Raw genomic sequence first — 18,714 nt, 5'->3', positions numbered from 1 at the left:
CGATGCCCCGTGCTCTCCACTCGAACAAGAGGACCGCGGCAGCCTGGACATTGGCGCTGCTGGCGCTGACGGGTACGCCCGCCCTCGCCCCGGCCGCGCAGCCCGCGGCCACGGCAGCCCCCTCCTCCGCCAGCCCGCTGCGCCTCAGCGACGACGCCGGCCAGGAGCTGGTGCTGGCGCGGCCGGCGCGGCGCATCGTCAGCGTGGCGCCGCACCTGACCGAGCTGCTGTTCGCCGCGGGCGCAGGGGAGCGGGTGGTGGGCGCGGATGCCTGGAGCGACTACCCCGCCGCGGCCCGGCAGCTGCCGCGCGTCGGCGACAGCACGCAGCTGGACCTGGAGCGCATCGTGGCGCTGCGGCCGGAGCTGATCGTGGTCTGGGCCGATGGCACTTCCGCACGCCAGCTGCAGCGGCTGCAAGCCCTGAAGCTGCCCATCTACCGCAGCCGGATGCAGCGCCTGGAGGACGTGGCCGCCACGCTGCGCCGCCTGGGCACGCTGGCCGGCACGGGCGCCGAGGCCGAGGCCGCCGCGCGCCGCTACGAGAGCGGCTTGCAGGCGCTGCGCGCCCGCTACGCCGGGCGGCGCGAGCTGCGGGTCTTCTACCAGATCTGGCGGCGGCCCCTGCTCACCGTTAACGGCCGCCACTTCATCAGCCAGGCGCTGCAGTTGTGCGGCGCGCGCAACGTGTTCGGCGCGCTGGACCCGCTCACGCCCACGGTGAGCGAGGAGGCGGTGGTGCAGGCCGATCCGGACGCGATCGCCGCCTCGCGCCAGGACAGTGGCGGCCCCGACCCGCTGGCGCGCTGGCGTGGGCTCGACAGCCTGCGCGCCACGCGCCAGGGCGCGCTGCTGCTGCTCGATGCCGACACCCTGCACCGCCCCACCGACCGCCTGCTGCAAGGCACGGCCGAGCTGTGCCGGCGGCTCGATGAAGTGCGCGCCCGCATGCCGTAGCCGTCCGCGGCGGAACGGGCCTTGGAAGATGCGACAATGCGCGCCTCTTCGCGTCGGCGCCGCTGCGCCGGGCAAAGCAGCACACAGGAAGCGTGGCCGAGCGGTTTAAGGCACCGGTCTTGAAAACCGGCGAGGGTTGATCCCCTCCGTGGGTTCGAATCCCACCGCTTCCGCCACCCGGACATCCCAGGGTGTTTCACGACCTCCCGCAAGTCGTTGTCCCAGAGGAGAAAAAGCCGATTCCCGGTCCGGGAAGTGTCACCGCACCGCATCAGCTCCGACGGTGCCCTCGACTTGACCGCGCACACTGACGGGCACGAGCCGACTGCCGAGCGCAGCTTCTGGCTGCTGACCTGCCCGGCAGGCCACAACACCTTCCTGGCCGCCTACGGCGCCATCGTCCCAGTGTCCTTGCGGCTCCCCTGTCCACCGATGCTGTGGACAACCTCGTTGGCAAGCGGTGCAGGGTCGCCGCAAGTCGTTGATGCGCCAGCGACGGGCTTGGGCTGCCCATAAAAGAGGCAACCGGACCGGGCGAGGAACGCTGCACCGGCACACGGGCCCGCAGGGGACACCGGCCATTCCGGCGCCCGAACGCGCGCCGATGCGCGGGCAACCACCAGCGCGCCAGTCATGGTTTTTCCGCGCTTGCCTCGCTCTGGCTGAAGCCGCTCAATGTCCGTAACAAGATGCGACATCGAGGGAGGGCCGCCGCGCCATGGAGCACCTGCTTCCCCATTACGAGGCCGAGCTGCGCCACCTGCACGCCGCGCTCGCGCACGCGGCCCGGGAGCATCCGGCGCTGGCGCGGCGGCTGCAGATCACCGGCGAGGGCAGCAGCGGCGACGCGCAGGTCGAGCGGCTGGTGCAGGCCGCGGCGCTGCTCAACGCGCGCGTGAGCCGGCGCATCGAGGACCGCTTCCCGCGCTTCACCGCTCCCCTGCTGCAGATGCTGGCGCCGCAGTTCCTGCAGCCCTTCCCGTCGTGCTCGATCGCGGCCTTCGATGCCGAGGCAACGGCCCTGCCCTCGGGCCGGCCGGTGCTGCTGCCCCGCGGCACGCTGCTGGGCGCGCCGGCGCTGCGCGGCGTGAGATGCAGCTTCCGCACCGCCTTCGACGTCGTGCTGCAACCGCTGCGCGTGGTGGACCTGCGCTTTGGCGCCGCCAACGCGGCCCCGGGTGCGTCGCTGCCCGGCGGCGCCACCGCGCGGCTGTCGCTGCGGCTGGCGCTGACCGCCAAGGAGGCGGCCTGGTCGCTGCAGGCACCACGGCCGTTGCGGCTGCACCTGACGGGCGAACCAGCGCTGGTGGCGGCGCTGCGCGAGGCGCTGTGCGGCTGCGTCACGGCCGTGCGGCTGGACGGGGCCGGCCCCTGGCGCAGCGACGCGCAGGCGCTGCCGCGCCCGGTGGGCTTTGCCGACGACGAGGCGCTCATCGACGCCGGCCCGCAGGGCCGGGCCGCCCACCGGCTGCTGAGCGAGTACTTCGCTTTCCCCGGGAAATTCGACTTCGTTGACCTGCCCTGGCCGGCCGAGCTGTCGGCCGTAGCCACTCGCGAGATCGAGCTGCACTACGCGCTGGTCGGCATCGCCGCCGGCAGCGCACAAGCGCAGCAGCTGCAAGCGCTCACGGCGGACCACCTGGTGCCCGGCTGCACGCCGGTGGTCAACCTGTTGCGGCAGCGCGCCAAGGCGGTCCCGGCCGGCGCACCGGCGAGCTACAGGGTGCTGGTCGATGCCGGGCACCCCGACGCCGGCACGGTGTACGGCATCGACCGGGTCTGGTGCACGCAGGCGCAGCCGGGCGAGCCGGTGCCCGATATCCCGCCGCTGTTCTCGTTCCGGCATGCCAGGACGGACGCCACGGCGCGGTACTGGCTGCGGCACTACGCCGACACGCCGGCCGAGCCCAGCCCGGACCAGGAGCTGTGGATCTCGCTGGTGAACGCGCAGGGCGAGCCCGCGCCGCTGGAGGCCGCGAGCCTGGGCCTCGAGGTCACGGCCACGCATGGGGACCTGCCGCGCGAGCTGGCCATCGGCCGCCCCGGAGGCGACCTGGTGCTGCAGGGCGCCGGCGTGGTGTGCCGCGTGCGCCTGCTGTATCCGCCCACGCCGAGCCGGCGCTTCGAGCTCGACGGCGACATGCCCTGGCAGCTGATCTCGCTGCTGTCGCCCAACCACCTCTCGCTGTGCGGCCCCGGCATCGAGGCCTTCAGGGAGATGCTGTGCCTGCTCGACCCGTCGCGCAGCCCGGCGCACCGGCACCGGGTGCAGGGGCTGCTCGCTATCGAGGCCAGGCCCGTCACGGCCTGGCGGCAGGCCCCGTCGCCGCGGCTGGTGCGCGGCACCGAGGTGTGTATCCGCGTGGACGAGCCGCGCTTTGCCGCCACGGGGCTGCGCCTCTTTGCGCAGCTGCTGGAGCGCTTCCTGGCGCTGTACGTGCACGCCAACAGCTTCACGCGGCTGCGGCTGCTCTCGGCCCGGGACCAGCGCCCGCTCTTCGTCGGCGAGCCCCGCGACGGCCTGCGCCCGCTGCTGTAGCCCCCGGCTTCGCCATCTCTCCAGCGTCTGACCTTTGTACCGGCCATGAACCTTCACGACCTCGCCCGCGATCCGCTGGAGCGCTTTCTGGACCAGGGCCGGCGCCCGATCCGGCTGCGCTTCGGCCAGCCCGTGGCGCCGCACTTCAACGGCGTGCTGCTGCCGCAGCAGCTGCACGTGAGCGAAGGCCTGTGCGAGGGCCTGCGCGCCGACATCACCTGCCTGACCACGCGCGCGGACCTCGACGTGCAGGCGCTCATCGGCCTGCCCGTGGAGGTGGGGCTGGTCACCGACCGCGGCGGCCTGCGGCGCTTTAGCGTGATCGTCACCCAGGCGCGGCTGGGCCAGGGCGACGGCGCGCTCACCGCCGTGCAGCTCGGCGCTCGCGACCTGCTGGGCGTCATGGAGCAGCGGCGCGGCAACCGCGTCTTCCTCGACAAGAGCGTGCCGGAGATCGCGCGCCTGGTGCTGGAGGGCTGGCAGCGGCGCTGCCCGGCGCTGGCGCGCTGCTTCGACTGGACGCTGCTGCTCGACGAGGCGCGCTACCCGCGGCGCGCCTGCACGCTGCAGCTGCACCAGAGCGACGCGGACTTCCTGCGCGGCCTGCTCGCGCGCGAGGGCATCGGCTGGTTCTTCCGCCCCGGCGCGGACGGCCACGGCGCCACGCCGCGGCAGGAACTGGTGCTGTTCGACGACGCCGGCCGGCTTCCCGCCAACGCCGCCGGGCCGCTGCGCTACCACCACAGCCGCGGCACCGAGCAGCGCGACAGCATCGAGCTGCTGGTGCCCACGCACGAGCTGGTGGCCGGCAGCGTGCGCCGCGCCAGCTGGGACCACGAGATGGCGCGCGTGGACATCGCCGGCGCCGAGGGCGGCGTGGACCAGGGCGCGGCCGGCAACGCCCTGGCCGCGGCGCTGCACGACGCGCGCATCGAGCTGCCCCATGCCGGCGCGGACCTGGCCGACTTCGACCGCCTGACGCGCGTGGCGCTGCACCGCCACGCCGGCCGCGCGCAGCTCCTGCACGGCGTGGGCAGCGTGCGGGAGCAGGCGGTAGGCGAATACAACCGCATCGACGGCCACCCGCAGCTCGACACCCGCGAGCCGCGCCAGCGCGAACTCCTCACCGTGCGGCTGCAGCACTGGGCGCGCAGCAACCTGCCCAAGGAGCTCGACGATCGCGTGCAGGCGCTGCTGGGCGCCAGCACGGCACGAGTCCCCGGCTGGGCCGACACGCCACCGCCTTGCGACGCGGACGAGCGCTATGTCAACCGCTTCACGGCCGTGCAGCGCGACGCGCCGCTGGCGCCGGCCTGGGACCCGCGCTTCGACCTGCCTGCCATGCCGCTGATGACGGCCAGCGTGGTGGGCGTGGGCAACGTGCCGGTGTGGTGCGACGAGCTCGGCCGCGTCAAGGTGCAGTTCCATGGCCTGGACCCCGAGGACCACGAGCACGCCCAGGGCGCGGGTACCAACGGCAATGCCGGCGACAGCGCCTGGGTGCGCGTCAACGGACTGTGGTGCGGGCCGGGCTTCGGGGTGGTGTTCCCGCTGCGTCCGGGCATGGAGGTGAGCATCGGCTTCGAAATGGGCGACCCCTCGCGCCCGGTGATCATGGGCAGCCGTCACCACGCGGCCAACCCGCCGCCGCGCTTCGACGCCCTGACCGGCCTGCCGCACAACCATGCCCTGAGCGGCATCGTCACGCGCGAGCTCGAAGGCAGCCGCCAGCAGCAACTGCGCTTCAACGACACGCGGGACCACATCAGCGTGCAGCTCGCCAGCGACCATGCCGCCAGCCAGCTCAACCTCGGTGACCTGGCCACGCCCATGCGCCAGGGCCGCACGCAGCCCCGCGGCGAGGGCGCCGAGCTGCGCAGCGACGCCACCACCGCCGTGCGCGGGGCGCAGGGCGTGCTGATCTCCTCGGCGGCGCAGCCCGAGGCCGGCGGCCACCACCTGGCGCGCGAGGAGCTGCTGGGGCTGCTGCGCGCGCTGCACTCGGCCGTGGAACAGCTCGGCGCGCTGGCCGACACGCACCAGGCCGGCGCCACCGATCCCAAGCGGCTGGAGCGGCTGGTGCGGCTGCTGCAGGACTGGGACAAGGGCTCAAACATCGATCCCAAGGCCGCGGGCGGCGGCGCGGGCGTGGTGGCGGTCAGCGCCGCAGCCGGGGCGGCCATCGCCAGCCAGGACAACCTGCTGCTGGGCGCGCAGACGCACATCGACAGCGTCAGCGTGGGCCACACCCAGCTCAGCGCCGGCGGGCAGATCCGCCAGCGCGCCGTGGCCGGGCTGAGCAGCTTCGCGCACCAGGGCGGCATCGAGACAGTGGCGGCGCAGGGGCCGGTGAGCGTGCAGGCGCACGACGGCGACATCGAGCTGCTGGCCGCGCGCAGCCTCCGGCTCACGGCCGGCGCCAAGGTCGTGATCCAGGCCCCGGAGATCGAGCTGGTGAGCCAGGGCGCGGCCACGCGCTGGGGCGGCGGGGCCATCTACGAGCAGGCGCGCGAGGCGTACGTCGTGAAGTCGATGACGTTCACGCACAGCAGCGGCGGGGACGGGGTGCCGGCGGGGGTGAAGGCGCCGGGGAGCGGGCTGAAGTTCGATCAGCAGGTGGTGATGCGCTGGACCGGCACCAACGAGCCCATGGCCCACCAGCGCTACCTCGTCCGCACCGCCTCCGGCGCGACCTTCGAGGGAGTCACGGATGGCAACGGGCTGACGCAGCGCTTCCCGCTGGCCGAGCCCTACGAGTCCTACACCGTCGAGCCGCAGTACGACTGAATGGGCTTCTCTTCACTCCAGACCTCCACCACGTCCTCAAGCCATGGCGACCGGCCTTCACCTTCCCGTCGATTCCAGAACCCGGGGCAACCCCCAGCCTGCCGGCTTCGGCACGCCGCAGCAAGACCGCGCCCAGCAGGTGGCGCATTTCGCACCGCGGCGCGTGCTGCCGATCGTCTTCCTGCCCGGGATCATGGGCTCGAACCTGCGCATTACCTCCGCCGAGCGCATGCGACAACTGGGGCGCACGAATCCGGAGGACAACATTGCCTGGCGGCCTGATTCGCTTGGCGCAGGAAACGTGTATGGCGAGTCCAAGCTCAGTGCGCGTGAGCGGCAACTGCAGTTGGATCCCGATACCACGGCCGTGGACGTCTACAACCCTCAAAGCCCCAATCCAGACCTGGACGGTGACGAACGGCACGCCAACGTGGAACTGGCGGAAGGATTCCGCTCCCCTTACCTCGCCGACGATCCGCCGACCCAGCCGGGTGGCCGCACGGCCGTCCAGAAAGCACGGCAGCGCGGCTGGGGCGAGGTCTACTTCAAGAGCTATGGGGTGCTGCTCCAGTACCTGGAGGGCCGGCTCAACAACGTGTTCACCGACGGCCGGTTGCGGCCTGTCTGGCGCGATGTGGTGGGTGTTGATCCGGTACGGTGGATGGCCGACGAAAGCCTGCCTCAGAAGGCGCTGACCGAAGACGAGCTCAGGCAGGTCGTCAACGGCTGCTGGTTCCCGGTGCATGCCATTGGCTACAACTGGCTCCAATCAAACGACATCAGTGCCAAGGCTGTCGCCGAACGGATCGAAGCCATCATCAAGAGCTACGCCGAGGCGCGTGATGACAACAACCGACCCCGGTACGAATGCAAGCAGGTCATCGTGGTCACGCACAGCATGGGTGGGCTCGTTGGGCGTGCCCTGGTCCACCCGGACATCGGTGGCTTGCAGGACAAGGTCTTGGGGATCGTGCACGGGGTACAGCCGGCCATTGGCGCCCCCGCTGCCTACAAGCGCATGCGGGCCGGCTTTGAAGATCCGGGCGTCATGCATGGTCCCGAAACGAGTATTGGCGCCAAGGTGGCTGGCAACTACGGGGACGAGGTGACGGCTGTACTGGCCAACTCGCCCGGCGCACTGCAGTTGCTGCCCAGCAAGGCGTATGGCGAGGGCTGGCTGCAAATTAGACACAGAAATCGCACGCTGCTGAGCCTGCCGAAGAAAGACTTAAAGACTGGGGAGGCCGATCCCTATGAGCAAATCTACAAGTTGCGTGGCAAGTGGTATGCGTTGATCCCCAACGAGCGTTGGCTCAATCCTGCAGGTCTCACTGCGAGGCAGGGTGGTGGAACTTATGATCGGACCGCCAAATATCTGAATAAAGCTCGGCAGCTGCACACCACAATTGAAGGCACATACCATAGGTGCACTTATGTCCACTACGGCGATGATCGTGAACGCCTGAGTTTCGGTAGCGTCACATGGGAAATCAGTGCATTTTGTCCCGATCCATCAGGATGGGAATCATGGCCCATCCTTGCCGATACCCGGCAAGGACAAATCGATCTTGTGCGTTACGACACCAGCAGAACATATAAGGAGCAGGAAAAATTGTTCGGGCCAAGGGTAGGTGCCACGGTTCCTGCCCCTATCAAGGCGATCCTGCTGCCTCCGGACGAGCCCGGCGACCTGACCGTCCCGGCACGCTCGGCCGAACACCAGAAAAGCAGGGGCAAATGCAAGGCGGTATTCCGGCAAAGCGGCTACGAGCATCAGGGGAGCTATCAAGATACGCGCGCCGTTGCCTCCACGCTTTACAGCATTGTGCGCATCGCGCAGCAAGCAAAATGGGAGAAACGCACATGAATCTGTTTACACGACTGCTCGTCACCATGCGTTTGCCGACCATGTTGTTGGCCGCCACCGCCGTATTGACGGCCTGTCATGCTCACCCCGTTTCCCAAGAAAAGGCGAATATGGTCAATCTGAGCCCAAGCTTGCAGCCGCTGTTCGAGAAGACGAAAACGGTGTGCTTTGGGCGTTTCATGATTGATCTGCCGGAACAAACTCGGGTGGTCTGGGGTGATGTCGCCGTGCCGCTGAGCGTGTGGGTGGAAAAGGGCCAAGCTGACGAGATATCAAATCGCGTTGCTGAAGTCGAGGCCCACTTAAAGTCAGAAATCAGGTTTCCTAGAACAGAGAACCTGACACTCTATTTCGAAACGATTAGCGGTGCTGTGCCAGGGATGCGACACATCATCAGCCAGCGGGATGCAGGCAGCGACGGCCTGTTGCGCATCAACTCCTTTTTTGCGATGAGCAATAACCTGGTGGGAATGCAGGCGCTCCCCTTGGCCAACGACAAGGACGGAACGATCGATGAAATTAACGACATGGCGCGCCGCCTGCGCCCACGTCATGAAACCGAGGTGCCGACCGAGCCGGGGACCTGCATTGAAAATGCCTTCCTGGCGGAAGCCCCGGGCACGAAACCCGAGGACGTCAATGAGCACATCCGGGTGGGATTCCGGCTCAAGGAGTTCCCGGATGTGCATCTGTCAATTTACATTGGCCCTGCCAATGAGATGCGTTGGTCGTTGGAGCAGCAGTTGGATATTTCCGTGGAACGTGCCCGCAAGGCTGGCCGACCCGAGCCTTTCCGAATGCTCACCGTTTTCCGGCGCGCCAAGCGTGAAATCAATGAATGGAAAACGGGTTTCGAATACCTGACACGCACGCCGAACGAGGATAAATCGTATGCCCACCACGATTTCTGGATGAAGTTCACCGGAACGCCCGGAAACCCTCTGCAACCCTATGCAGATATCGATTTCAAGACTGGCGTGGGCGAAAACTCCGCAGGCGCCGTCAAGCCCAGCCTCAGCGACGAGGAAGCGATCGCGCTGTGGGACAAACTCACCGGCTCTATCCGCATTCGTCCGACCGGCAATGCCAAGACCAGCCAGACCGCGCCCGTGAAAGCGCCCCTGGGCGAACGCCACGTCACCGGCCACCGCTGCCCGCAGGCCGGCTGGTGGGAGTGCGACGACGAGCTGAACTTGGCGCAGCCCAAGGGCTTGTGGCTGAACGAGGGCGATCTCGTGCCGATGGCGCTGGTGTGGGCCCAGCCCACGCTCTGGCAGCAGTTCAGGGGCGAACGCCCGCGCGGCAAGGTGCCCGCCGTGTGGCGCTTGGCGGCGTACGAGGCGCCACCGGATACGGCGCCCGCGAAGCCGGCCCAAGCAGGAGAAGACGCATGAGCTCCAGCGCCGGAGGCTGAAGCCATGTCCAGGAAGATCATCCGGCTGGGCGACCCGACCGACCATGGCGGCAAGGTGATGAGCAGCGGGGCGCCGCAATTCACGGTGGACGGCATCGCAGTGGCGCTCCAGGGCGATGCCTGCAGCTGCCCACGGCGGGGCCACGGCGGCTGCACCATCGCCGAAGGCGACCCGAGCCACACCATCAACGGCATCCCGGTGGCCTACGAGGGCCACAAGACCACCTGCGGCGCCACGCTCATCGCCACGGCGGGGCGATTCACCAAGGGCCAGGGCTGACGGCCTGGCTCGGACCAGCGGGCTGTCCGGGCCGAACTTTCGAGCGCCGTTTCCCTGCCTCGCGGCGCAAGGCCTCGTCCAGCATGGCCTGCATCCGCGCGGCTGGTCACCACGAGGCAGGCGGGCACGACAGGAGCCGCCCGGTGCCTGGTCAACTCGGCATCAGGCCTTTGCCAGCCCGCGCAATTCCTTGAGCAGGGCACCGAAGCGCCCGGGCAGCGCGGGCGTCCAGAACGCGCTGACTTCGTAGCGCGGCAGCCCCTCGCGCAGCGGCAGCCTCACGAGCTCGGCCTGCACCGGGTCGGACAGCAGCGCCGGGTGCGGCAGCGTGCACAGCAGCTCGCTGTGTGCCACCAGGTTCAGCAGTGCGCCGTAGTCGGCGCACTGCGCCAGCACCCGCGGCAGCGGCCAACCGCGCACGCGATGCGCCTCCTCGATGGTGTTGCCGGCGGTGCCCACGCGCCCGGCCACCGCCCAGCCCGCCCGCGCGATTTGCTCCAGCGACTCGGCCTGCGCCAGCGCATGGCCACGCCGCGCCACCACGAAAGGCGCGCTGGTGTGCAACAACTGGCTGCGCAACCCGGTGGCACGCCAACCGCGCGGGCGCGGCACGATGGCCAGCTCCAGCTCCCCGCGCTCCAGCGCCGCGAACTGCTCCTGCGCCGTGCCGCCGACGATGCGCAACAAGCCGTCGGGCTCCAGCATGCGCCAGTGGCGCTCGATCGCCGGCGCGTACAGCAACGCCGCCGCCGGCGCCATCCCTACGCGCAGGCGCGGCACGCCCGGTGCCAGCAGGCTCGCGTCCCATGCGCCGGGCAGCGGCGCCGCACCGTGCTGCAGTTCGGCAGCACGCCGTGCGGCTTGCAGCGCTGCCGCCGTGGGCAGCTTGCGCCGACCGGCCGACTCGAACAGCACGCAACCCAGCTGCCGCTCCAGCGCCTGCATCGCTTGCGCGATGGCGCTCTGGCTCACGCCGGCCGCTCGGGCCGCGGCCGCTTGGCTGCCGTGCTGGATCACGAGCTGCAGGTACTGCAGGTGTTTCAGATACATCAGTTCGGCTTATACATTCGGTCCCGCGCAGGGTTGTGACGGCCACATCGCAGGCTCAGCATTTGAGCCAGCACAAGCCACGAGGCACCTCGCGGTGCCAGGAGACAAGCCATGACCCAACTCTCGCGCCGCCGCCTGCTGGCGGCCACGGCCCTGAGCCTGCTGGCCGGCGCGGCCCAGGCGCAGGCCTGGCCCTCGAAGCCGATCACGCTCGTCGCGCCCTTTCCCGCCGGCGGCCCGCTCGACGTGGTGGCCCGCGCCGTGGCCGAGCAGCTGAGCGCCGGCCTGAAGCAGACCGTGGTGGTGGACAACCGCGCCGGTGCCACCGGCAACATCGGGGCGCAGGCGGTGGCCCGCGCCCCGGCCGACGGTCACACGCTGCTGATGACCATCGACACCAGCCTCACCGCCAACCCCACGCTCTACGGCAAGCGCATGGGCTTCGACGCCGAGCGGGACCTGCGCCCCGTGGCCACGACGGCGAGCTTCAGCCAGATGCTGGTGGTCAACCCGTCCAGCGGTATCCAGGATTTCAAGGGCTTCATCGAGCGTGCCCGCAAGGGCCTGAACTACGGCTCCGCCGGCAATGCCAGCCCGGGCCACCTGACGATGGAGGCGCTGGGCTCGCTGATCGGCGGCCAACTCAACCACGTGCCCTACCGCGGCAACGCCCCGGCCGTGACGGACTTGCTCGGCGGCCAGATCCCCGCCGGTTTCGTGGCCATTCCCTCGGTGGCCCAGCACGTGGACGGCGGCAAGCTCAAGGCCCTGGCCGTCTCGGGCAGCAAGCGCTCGCCGCTGGCGCCCCAGGTGCCCACCGTGGCCGAACTCGGCCATGCCGGCGCCACCACCGACTTCAGCTTCGTGCTGATGGCGCCCGCAGGCACGCCCGACCCGGTCGTGAAGCGGCTGCACGAGGAAACCGTGCGCGCGCTGGCGCAGGAGCCGGTGGCGCAGCGGCTGCGCGCGCTGGACCTCGTACCCGTGGGCGCCGGCCCCGAGCAGACCGCCACCCTCTTGCGCGAAGGCCGCGCCCGCTGGGCCCGCGTCATCCAGGAACGCCGCATCACCGCCGACCAGTGAACCCCGCCATGACCACCAAGCGCCCCAACTTCGTCTTCATCCTGGCCGACGACCTCGGCTGCGCCGACCTGGGCTGCACCGGTGCGCGCGCACCCGTGTCGCCCCACCTGGACCGCATGGCGGCCGAGGGCCTGCTGTTCACCCACGGCTATTCCAATTCGCCCGTGTGCTCGCCCACGCGCTTCGCATTGATCACGGGCCGCTGGCAGTACCGGCTGCGCGGCGCGGCCGAGGAGCCCATGACCGGGCGCTACCGCGGCGACAAGATCGTGGGCCTGCCCCCCGAGCACCCCACGCTGCCCTCGCTGCTGCGCGACGCGGGCTACCGCACCGCGCTGGTGGGCAAGTGGCACCTGGGCTACCCGCCGCACTTCGGCCCGCTCAAGAGCGGCTACCAGGAGTTCTTCGGCCCGTTGTCGGGCGGCGTCGATTACTTCAACTACACCGACAGCATCGGCAAGCGCGACCTGTGGGAAGGCGAAACGCCGGCCGAGGACCACGGCTACCTCACCGACGCGCTCAGCGACCGCGCGGTGCGCTTCATCGAGGACATGCCCGAAGAGCAGCCCTTTTTGCTGAGCCTGCACTACACCGCGCCGCACTGGCCTTGGGAGACGCGCGAGGACCATGCCGAGTCGCAGCGCATCGGCGGGCGCATCAACCACGTGGACGGCGGCTCGCTCGCCACCTACCGCCGCATGATCCAGCAGATGGACGAAGGCATCGGCCGGGTGCTGGCGGCGCTGGAGGCCAAGGGCGTGGCCGAGGACACGCTGGTGGTCTTCACCAGCGACAACGGCGGCGAGCGCTTTTCGGACAACTGGCCCTTCGTGGGCCAGAAGATGGACCTGCTCGAAGGCGGCATCCGCGTGCCGCTGATCGCGCGCTGGCCCGCACGCATCGCACCGGGCAGCACCAGCGCCACCCCCGCGATGACCATGGACTGGTGCCCCACCATGCTCGAAGCCGCCGGCGTGGCGCCGCATCCCGAGTACCCGCTGGATGGCATCAGCCTGCTGCCGCTGTTCGCCGATCCGGCCTGGAACCCGCGGCGGCGCCTGTACTGGCGCATGCTGCACCGCCAGCAGGCGGCGCTGCGCGACGGTGCCTGGAAATACCTCGCCATGGACGGCCACGAGTACCTGTTCGACCTGGCCCTGGACGAGCGCGAGCGCGCCAACCAGGCCCGGCGCGAGCCCGAACGCCTGGCCGCGATGCGCCAAGCCTGGCAGGATTGGGCGGCGCAGCTGCCGCCCATCCCGGCCGAGGCCCGGGCCACCCTGGTGTTCGGCGACGCCGACATCCCGCGGGCTTCCCATTGAGCCCATGACGCCTTCGCGACGCTGCGCTGCCGCACAGTGGCCCGTTCCGATGCCCGGCCAGTGGCGCTCTATCGACGATCAACCAGAAATTGGCCGAAGAACGCGGCGAGCTCGTCATGCGCGTCCAGCGGCAGGATGTTGGAAACGTACTGGTCAGGACGGACCACGACCATCGCCCCGTGCGCGCGGTCGATGCAGCGCAGATCGAAGATGTCGGGGCCTTCCTTCAGGTCGGGGCAATAGGCCTTCTCGTAGTCGATGAGACCGAAGCATCCCTTGCGCGGAAGCAGGATGCTCGGCAGCTCCTCGACCCTGAGGTCGCGGTGCGACTGCTGGAAGACCGCGCGCACGTCGATGACGCTGTCGATGTCGGCCCCCGCCGGGGTGAAGCGACGAATGGGCGAATTCGGCGATTCCGCCAGGAAGGTGGCGAGCTCGCGCAGCCGCTCGCCGTTGGCATCGGCGAACGCGTAGATGCGCCAGGCACCATCGGCCCGCGCGACGTGGCCCAGGTGCATCGGCTTGGCGTCGGCCAGGCGGACAACGGGCGCCGAGTGGAAACGCATGCCGATGGTGAATCCCTTGGCGAGGTGCTGGTGGGTGGCCTGCGCTGTGAGCGCCGTCGTCGGCGTATAGCGCGTTGCCACGCCAGCCGTGTAGCGGCCCGACTTCACGAAGTACGCCTGCAGCTCCTGCGGATCGACACCGCCGAGCTCCGGTCGCTCCGGGTCCTTCGGCGCCGACGCCATGATCTTGGACCACTCCTTGTCGAAGTCGATGAGCTCCTGTGCGATCGCATGGCGCTCGACGGAGTAGGTGCGCAGCAACTCGGGCCTGGCACGGCCGTCAAGGACGGCGGCGAGTTTCCAGCCGAGGTTGAACGTGTCCTGCATCGAGACGTTCATGCCCTGGCCGGCTTTCGCGCTGTGCGTGTGGCAGGCGTCGCCTGCGATGAAGACGCGCGGCAGGCGAGTTCCGACCTGGTCCACGGGGACATCGTCGAACCGGTCGGTCACGCGCTGGCCGACCTGGTACACCGAGAACCACACCACGCTCTTCACGTCGAGCGTGTACGGGTGCAGCACACGCCGGGCGACCTCGATGACCTTCTCCTGCGTGGTGTCCCGGAAGGCTTCGCGATGGTTCGGGTCGATGTCCCCGAGGTCCACGTAGAGCCGCACCATGTAGCCGCCTTCGCGCGGAATGAGCAGGATGTTGCCTTCGTCCCCGGACTGGATCGCGGCCTTGAGCCGGATGTCCGGAAAGTCGGTGACGGCCAGCATGTCCACGACGCCCCAGGCGTGGTTGGCGAAGTCGCCGCGCGGCACGGCCCCGATCGAATCCCGCACCAGGCTGCGCGCACCATCGCAGCCGACGACGTACTTGGCGCGGACGGTGGTCTGCGAACCCCTGGCCACGTCGCGCAGCGTGACCACGACCGGATACTCACCCGCGGGCTCGACCTCCAGGGTGACGAATTCCAGGCCGTAGTTGGCCTCAAGCCGCGTCGGCGACATGCGCATGTAGTCGAGCAGGTACTGCTGCAGGCGGGCCTGGTTGACGATGAGGTGCGGGAACTCCGACAGGCCGTCCTCGGTGTCCTGGACGCGGCCGGTGCGCTCGATCCGCGTGCGGTCCTGCTTCGATGGACGCCAGAACACGGTCTCGTTGACCCAATAGGCCTCGCGAACAAGCTTGTGCGCCAAACCAAAGGCCTCGAACATTTCAACCGTGCGGCATGCGACGCCGTCCGCCTGACCGACCTGGAGCGGGCCATCGCGACGCTCGATCAGCCGTGTGCTGATGCTGGGGAAATTCGACAGCTGTGCGGCCAGCACTGCCCCGGCGGGTCCGCTGCCGATGACGAGCACATCGACGGCGTCAGGAAGCTTTTCCTTGTGAATGTCAGGATCGCCGGGCACGTAGCCATTCAGGTAGAACTGCATGTCGTCTCCTTTGCTGGGCGTACCGACCACGCTGGCGCAGCGCTGGGCGAGGGGCGCACTAACCGATGCGCGAGAGGTCGTGCCGCCGCTCCGGAGTCTGGTCCAGCAGCGGTTGACCGTGCAGCTTCGACAGCGTGGACGCCAGCGTCACGCCCAGTGCCTCGATCGTGGCGCGCTGCTTGTCGTTGACCATGCCGCCTTCCGGTGCAAAGGCCTCGTGCGCCTTGGGCACCGCCACCTGGTCGGGCAGCACGATCGCCCCGATGCCCGACAGCACGGTGCGCAGGTGCGGCAGCGCGCGCAATCCGCCAAAGCCGCCGGGCGAGGCGCTCATGAGCACGACGACCTTGTTGCGGTAGGGCGCCAGTCCGTCCTGGCCGTCCACGGGGCGGGAGCACCAGTCGATGACGTTCTTGAGCAGCGGCGACACCGAGCCGTTGTACTCGGGCGAGGCGATGAGAAAGCCCTGGTGACCCAGCAGCAGCTCGCGCAGCCGCCGCACGTTGTCGGGGAATCCTGCGGCCTCGATGTCGCCGTCGTAGATGGGCAGCGGGTAGTCCTTGAGATCGATGAGCGTCACCTCGGCGCCGGCTTGGCGTGCCCCTTGGGCCGCCACCTGCACCAGCTTCCTGTTCAGCGACTGCTGCCGGGCGCTGCCGGCAAACGCCAGGATCTTCGGACGTTGGTCCATGCGCGACTCCTTCGGAGGTACGGGAAACGATTCCCGATACCGCAATGCAGCAACGCGCGGTCCCATGGCGTAAGTACCCGTGTTCCGGCCGCCGCGACACCAGCCTTGTTCGAGGACACCTCTTTCCGCCGGCCGGGCACCCCGGATTGCGTCAAGGGGTGAACCGCCTCTGCCCCCGCGAATCCCCTGCCCCGCCCCGTCTGAACCCTCCCTTCGTCACGGGCTCCGGACCAATGCCGTGTTCCGGCCTGGCTTGGTCATGCCACGATGGTTTGGACCGCCGCACCACAAGGCGGTAAAGGGAGAAGCATGAGACACCCAGCTCAAGACGTACGCCCGGCACGGCGGCGCGCTCACGACGACCCCGCCGTGGGGATCGTGTTGTGGCTGTACCTGGCGGTGATGCTGATGCCGGTCGTGCACTTTCTGTGGAGAGGCTTCACATGACCCATCCGCGTTGAGCCTCGCCGCCGGGCCGTCCGCCGGCCCGGCAGGCCCGCCGCGCTTGCCTGTCGCGGCGGGTCCTTGAAGGCCGCGCTCAGCCCGCCGCGGCGTGCGGCGAGGACGCGGCGGCGTTGCCCGCCACGCCCATCCACGCCGCCTTGCGCGGCAGCACGATCTGCTGCAGCCAGCGCTCCAGCTCGCTGGCCAGGCAGGGACGGCTGAACAGGTAGCCCTGCATGATGCTGCAGCCCAGCCGGTTGAGCACCTCCATCTGGCGCAGCGTCTCCACCCCTTCGGCCACCACGCGCAGCTTGAGCGTGCGCGCCAGCGCGATGATGGCCGTCACCACCGCCGAGCTCTGCGGCGTGATGCCCAGGTCACGCACGAAGCTGCGGTCGATCTTGAGCTCCGAGATCGGCAGCGTCGTCAGGTAGGCCAGCGAGGAATAGCCGGTGCCGAAATCGTCGATGGCGATCTGCACGCCGATCTCGTTGAGGCGGTGCAGCGAGGGAATCACCTCCTGCAGGTCCTTCATCAGCCCGGTCTCGGTGATCTCCAGCTGGATGGCGTCGGTCTTGACACCGAACTCGGCCACCGCGCGCTCGATGTGCTGCACCAGGTCGGAGCGCTCGAACAGCCGGTTGGGCAGGTTCACGGCGATGGCGTCGCTGAAGCCGAAGCTCAGCTCCCAGCGCTTGGCCTGGCGCGCCGCCTCGTGCAGCGCCCATTCGGACATCGGCACGATCAGCCCGGTTTCCTCGGCCAGCGGAATGAACTCCGCCGGCGACACCAGCGTGCGCCCGCGCTGCCAGCGCATGAGCGCCTCCACGCCCACCATGGCCGCGTTGCGCACGTCCACCTTGGGCTGGTAGTACATCACCAGCTCGTCGCGCTCAATGGCCTTGTGCAGCGCGCTCTCCAGCTCCAGCTTCTCGCGCCCGCGCCCGGCCAGCATGGGGCTGTAGCTCGACGCGGCGTTGCGCCCCTGCGCCTTGACCGCGTACATCGCCACGTCGGAGTTGCGCATCAGGTCGGCCACCGTGGCGCCGTCGCGCGGGTACATGGCGATGCCCACGCTGGCGGTGACGAAGCACTCCTGGCCGCCGACGAAGATGGGCTCGCGCATCACCTCCAGGATGCGGTCGGCCACGCGCTGCGCGTCGCTCTCGTCGAGCACCTCCGGCAGCAGCGCGATGAACTCGTCGCCGCCCAGCCGCCCCACGGCCTCCAGCGAGCGGTGCGAGCGCGAGCCCACGGCCTCCAGCGTGCCTTCCTGCACGGTGTCGCAATGGCGCACGCAGGCCTTCAGGCGGCGGCCCACTTCCACCAGCAGCTCGTCGCCGGCGGCATGGCCCAGGGTGTCGTTGATGACCTTGAAGCGGTCCAGGTCGATGAGCAGCAGCGCCGCCGCGTGCCCCAGGCGGCGGCCGTGCTCGATGGCCCGGTCGGCCCGCCACAGCAGCTGGCGCCGGTTGGGCAGCCCGGTGAGCGCGTCGAAATTGGCGAGATGGCGGATCTTGTCCTCGGCCTGGCGGCGGTCCGTCACGTCCTGGACGATGCCGGTATAGCCCGTGGACACGCCATGCTCGTTGAACTCCGGCTCGGCCTCGATGTGCAGCACGCGCGGGCGCCCGTCGGGCAGCGTCACCGACACGTCGGTGGTCAGCACCTTGCCGTGCGCCGTCACGTCGCGCAGCAGCCGCAGCAGCCCGGCCCGGTCGGCGCGCTGGGCCAGGCGCAGCAGCTGCAGCAGGCCCGGCCGGTCGCCGTGCGCGTAGCCGAACACGCGCAGCCCCTCGGGCGAGAGCAGCAGCGCACCGGGCTGGCCCTCGACCGGGTGCTTCCAGTCGAAGCTGCCCATGCGGGCGATGTCCTGCGCGCGCGCCAGCCGCGCCTGGCTGCGCTCCAGCGCGCGCCGGGTGCGGGCGCTGCGCAGCAGGTACTGCAGCCGCCCGGCCAGCAGGCTCCATTGCCCGCTCTTGACGTAGAAGTCAGTGGCGCCGGCCTGGTAGGCGCGGCTGATGGAGGCATCATCGTTGAGCCCGGTGAGCATGAGCACGGGCATGTGCTCGAAGCCCGGGATGGCGCGCAGCCGGTGGCAGGTCTCGAAACCGTCGATGTCGGGCATCAGCGCGTCCAGCACCACGATGTCGAACGGCACCTCGGTCAGCATGCGCAGCGCCGCGGCGCCGCCGTCGGCCTCGGTCACGGCAAAGCCGCGCTGGCGCAGTGCCGCGCCGGTGAGCATGAGCTGCACCTTGTCGTCGTCCACCAGCAGCACCCGGGGCTGCTCAGGGCCTTCGTCCGCGTCCAGCGGCAGCGGCAGGCTCATCGG

General features: G+C 69.6%; 12 protein-coding genes and 1 tRNA gene. 9 read left to right on the top strand and 4 right to left on the bottom strand.

All coding sequences use genetic code 11. The annotated features are described in order from the left end of the window. Positions 1-2 precede the first annotated feature (2 nt). The 7 genes from HHL10_RS08050 to HHL10_RS08020 all read left to right on the top strand — a co-directional run bounded on the left by HHL10_RS08050 (position 3) and on the right by HHL10_RS08020 (position 9,843). Complete coding sequence (locus HHL10_RS08050) at positions 3-956, top strand: cobalamin-binding protein (RefSeq protein ID WP_169159834.1); 954 nt, start codon at positions 3-5, stop codon at positions 954-956. Between the two features lie 86 nt (positions 957-1,042). Continuing rightward, positions 1,043-1,132 (top strand) — tRNA-Ser (locus HHL10_RS08045). A 542-nt stretch (positions 1,133-1,674) separates the two neighbouring features. Further along, complete coding sequence (tssF, locus tag HHL10_RS08040; protein ID WP_169159833.1) at positions 1,675-3,495, top strand: type VI secretion system baseplate subunit TssF; 1,821 nt, start codon at positions 1,675-1,677, stop codon at positions 3,493-3,495. A 45-nt stretch (positions 3,496-3,540) separates the two neighbouring features. Continuing rightward, entirely contained in the window at positions 3,541-6,282 is a 2,742-nt protein-coding gene (locus tag HHL10_RS08035) for a type VI secretion system Vgr family protein (protein ID WP_169159832.1), read from the top strand. A 43-nt stretch (positions 6,283-6,325) separates the two neighbouring features. Beyond that, positions 6,326-8,149, top strand: a complete 1,824-nt coding sequence (locus HHL10_RS08030) for a Tle4 family T6SS lipase effector (RefSeq protein WP_169159831.1) — start codon at positions 6,326-6,328, stop codon at positions 8,147-8,149. After that, entirely contained in the window at positions 8,146-9,543 is a 1,398-nt protein-coding gene (locus HHL10_RS08025; RefSeq protein WP_169159830.1) for a T6SS immunity protein Tli4 family protein, read from the top strand. Before HHL10_RS08030 ends, HHL10_RS08025 begins: the two co-directional genes overlap by 4 nt. Positions 9,544-9,567: 24 nt before the next feature. Further along, entirely contained in the window at positions 9,568-9,843 is a 276-nt protein-coding gene (locus HHL10_RS08020; protein ID WP_169159829.1) for a PAAR domain-containing protein, read from the top strand. A gap of 162 nt (positions 9,844-10,005) precedes the next feature. Here the strand turns inward: HHL10_RS08020 and HHL10_RS08015 are convergent, their stop codons facing one another. Beyond that, a complete protein-coding gene (locus tag HHL10_RS08015; protein WP_169159828.1) occupies positions 10,006-10,893 on the bottom strand; it encodes a LysR substrate-binding domain-containing protein in 888 nt (295 codons plus the stop codon). 111 nt (positions 10,894-11,004) lie between these two features. Between HHL10_RS08015 and HHL10_RS08010 the strand changes: the two genes are divergently transcribed. Together HHL10_RS08010 and HHL10_RS08005 are read left to right on the top strand one after the other, a co-directional pair. Beyond that, the gene (locus tag HHL10_RS08010; protein WP_169159827.1) at positions 11,005-11,976 is read left to right on the top strand and encodes a Bug family tripartite tricarboxylate transporter substrate binding protein; all 972 of its coding nucleotides are present in this window, start codon (positions 11,005-11,007) and stop codon (positions 11,974-11,976) included. An 8-nt stretch (positions 11,977-11,984) separates the two neighbouring features. Beyond that, the gene (locus HHL10_RS08005) at positions 11,985-13,298 is read left to right on the top strand and encodes a sulfatase family protein (protein WP_169159826.1); all 1,314 of its coding nucleotides are present in this window, start codon (positions 11,985-11,987) and stop codon (positions 13,296-13,298) included. Positions 13,299-13,366: 68 nt separating this feature from the next. On the opposite strand, the gene HHL10_RS08000 is transcribed toward HHL10_RS08005, so the two are convergent. The 3 genes from HHL10_RS08000 to HHL10_RS07990 form a co-directional block, all read right to left on the bottom strand. Continuing rightward, positions 13,367-15,244, bottom strand: a complete 1,878-nt coding sequence (locus tag HHL10_RS08000; protein WP_169159825.1) for an FAD-binding monooxygenase — start codon at positions 15,242-15,244, stop codon at positions 13,367-13,369. Between the two features lie 58 nt (positions 15,245-15,302). Then, the gene (locus HHL10_RS07995) at positions 15,303-15,935 is read right to left on the bottom strand and encodes an NADPH-dependent FMN reductase (RefSeq protein WP_169159824.1); all 633 of its coding nucleotides are present in this window, start codon (positions 15,933-15,935) and stop codon (positions 15,303-15,305) included. Between the two features lie 538 nt (positions 15,936-16,473). Further along, the gene (locus HHL10_RS07990) at positions 16,474-18,711 is read right to left on the bottom strand and encodes a putative bifunctional diguanylate cyclase/phosphodiesterase (protein WP_169159823.1); all 2,238 of its coding nucleotides are present in this window, start codon (positions 18,709-18,711) and stop codon (positions 16,474-16,476) included. Positions 18,712-18,714: the final 3 nt, after the last annotated feature.

The organism is Azohydromonas caseinilytica, assembly GCF_012927045.1.
In the GTDB taxonomy this organism is placed as follows: Bacteria; Pseudomonadota; Gammaproteobacteria; order Burkholderiales; family Burkholderiaceae_C; genus Azohydromonas; species Azohydromonas caseinilytica.
Note: the sequence above shows the minus strand (reverse complement) of the source record. Positions and strands in the feature narration are given on the sequence as shown.